General features: G+C 75.5%; 1 protein-coding gene and 2 pseudogenes. 1 reads left to right on the forward strand and 2 read right to left on the reverse strand.

What is annotated here, in order from left to right; all coding sequences use genetic code 11:
- Positions 1-319 (reverse strand): annotated as a pseudogene (locus tag RKE29_RS29640) (D-alanyl-D-alanine carboxypeptidase); the annotation flags it as partial.
- An 88-nt stretch (positions 320-407) separates the two neighbouring features.
- Between RKE29_RS29640 and RKE29_RS29645 the strand changes: the two are divergent.
- The gene (locus RKE29_RS29645) at positions 408-905 is read left to right on the forward strand and encodes an inorganic diphosphatase (protein ID WP_312008803.1); all 498 of its coding nucleotides are present in this window, start codon (positions 408-410) and stop codon (positions 903-905) included.
- A 179-nt stretch (positions 906-1,084) separates the two neighbouring features.
- On the opposite strand, the pseudogene RKE29_RS29650 reads toward RKE29_RS29645, so the two are convergent.
- Positions 1,085-1,941 (reverse strand): annotated as a pseudogene (locus RKE29_RS29650) (transcriptional regulator); the annotation flags it as partial.

The raw sequence follows: 1,941 nt of genomic DNA on the forward strand, positions 1-1,941 counted from the left end.
CGGAGCCCGGGTCCGGCGCGCTGCCGGGCGCGCCTCCGGGCAGGCCGAGGGGGGCCAGGACGGGGGCCGCGCTGGGCGCTCCGCCGGCCCCGCCGCCGTGACCCGCGCCACCAGCCGACCCCGCCGCCTCCGCCCGCTCCCGCTCGGCCCTACGCTGGCCCGAGTCCCACGGCCCGGCGGCCACCACCGTGCCGGCCGCGACCGCGAGGCCGGCCACGGCGGAGACGGCCACCAGCCGCCACGTCTGCCGCTGCGCCCGGGTGGCGTTCCGCCACCGGTCCCGCCACCACCTGACCTGCCACGATCTGGCCTCAGGCACGTACGACCAGCCCCTTTCGCGACCACACACCTGCGTGGGGGACACTTAACCACCAGACGTATGTCTTGATCATGCATGGAGGCCATCCGTGGAGTTCGACGTCACGATCGAGATCCCGAAGGGTTCGCGAAACAAGTACGAGGTGGACCACGAGACCGGCCGTATCCGCCTCGACCGGCGGCTTTTCACCTCGACCAGCTACCCCGCCGACTACGGGTTCGTCGAGAACACGCTCGGCGAGGACGGCGACCCGCTGGACGCGCTGGTTCTGCTGGACGAGCCGACCTTCCCCGGCTGTCTGATCAGGTGCCGGGCGATCGGCATGTTCCGGATGACGGACGAGGCGGGCGGCGACGACAAGCTGCTGTGCGTGCCCGCGTCGGATCCGCGCGTGGAGCACCTGCGTGATATTCACCACGTTTCGGAGTTCGACCGGCTGGAGATCCAGCACTTCTTCGAGGTCTACAAGGACCTGGAGCCCGGCAAGTCCGTCGAGGGGGCCAACTGGGTGGGCCGGGCCGAGGCCGAGGCCGAGGTCGAGGCGTCGATCAAGCGCCTGGCGGACGCGGGCGGCGCGCAGCACTGAGTCCGCGCGGGCGGCGCGGGTCCGTACGGCGGTCCGACGTACGTCTGGACGCTCACGTCCGGACCGGTACGGACCACCGTAAGGGCTCCGACGTGCGGGGCTCGGACGTGCGGAAGGGGCGGGGCACCGGCAGCGGTGCCCCGCCCCTCGCGTGTCCCGGGGCCGTCACGCGTCACGCGTCACCCATAGGGAATCCACGCGAGGCCGCCGTCCCCGGCGTCCCCGTACCAGTAGGCGGGGTCGCCGCGCATGCCCGCGGTGCGGAACGGCCGGCCGTGGTCGTCGACGCGGGCGACGCCGTGCCGGCTGCCGCTGCTCCAGGCCAGCGACAGGTACCAGGTCACGTCCCGGCCGCCGGTGGCGGCGTCGATGTTGAGGACCTGGGGGTCCTCGGCGGACGCCTTGTACGGGAAGCCGGTCGCCCGGACCTCCTTCCCGTCCTCCGCCCTGCCGGCGACGGCCCTGGGGCGCGGGCCGGGCGCGTCGAGGTCGATGGCGAAGGAGCCGGGCGTCAGGCCGCCGCCGCAGCCCGCACCCATGGTGTACGCGTTGCCGGGCCGGGCCTTCCGGCTGCTGACCACGTGCACGTACAGCGCGTGCAGCACCACCGGCCGGTCCTCGGTGCCCTGCACGGTCACCTGGAGCCGCAGGTGCCCGGCGGGTACGGCGCCCAGGGCGGCGGCCCAGGCGTCGGCGCCCGGCCCGGCCGGGGGCGGGGGCACGTCCCTCGGCGCCTTGTCCAGCAGGAACCACTGGTCGCAGGGGGTGTCCCAGTTGTTCGCCAGGACGTCCGTGTGGAAGGGCGCGGGCCCGGTTTCGGGGGCGGCCGACCGGGGTTCGCGGGCGCCGCGGGCGGCCGTCGGCGAGGCGCCGCCGGCCGGGTCCGCCCGGTCCCCGGCCCCGGTGACGGCCTTGTCGAACGCCTCGGGGGCGAGCACGGCCACGGCGAGGGCGGCCACGGCTCCGGCCAGCAGCCTGGCGCGCCGACGCCGCCTGCCGGGGGCCGGGCCGGGGCCGGGTTCCGGCGGCTCGGGTA

It is taken from the genome of Streptomyces sp. B1866 (assembly GCF_031932565.1).
Taxonomy (GTDB): domain Bacteria; phylum Actinomycetota; class Actinomycetes; order Streptomycetales; family Streptomycetaceae; genus Streptomyces.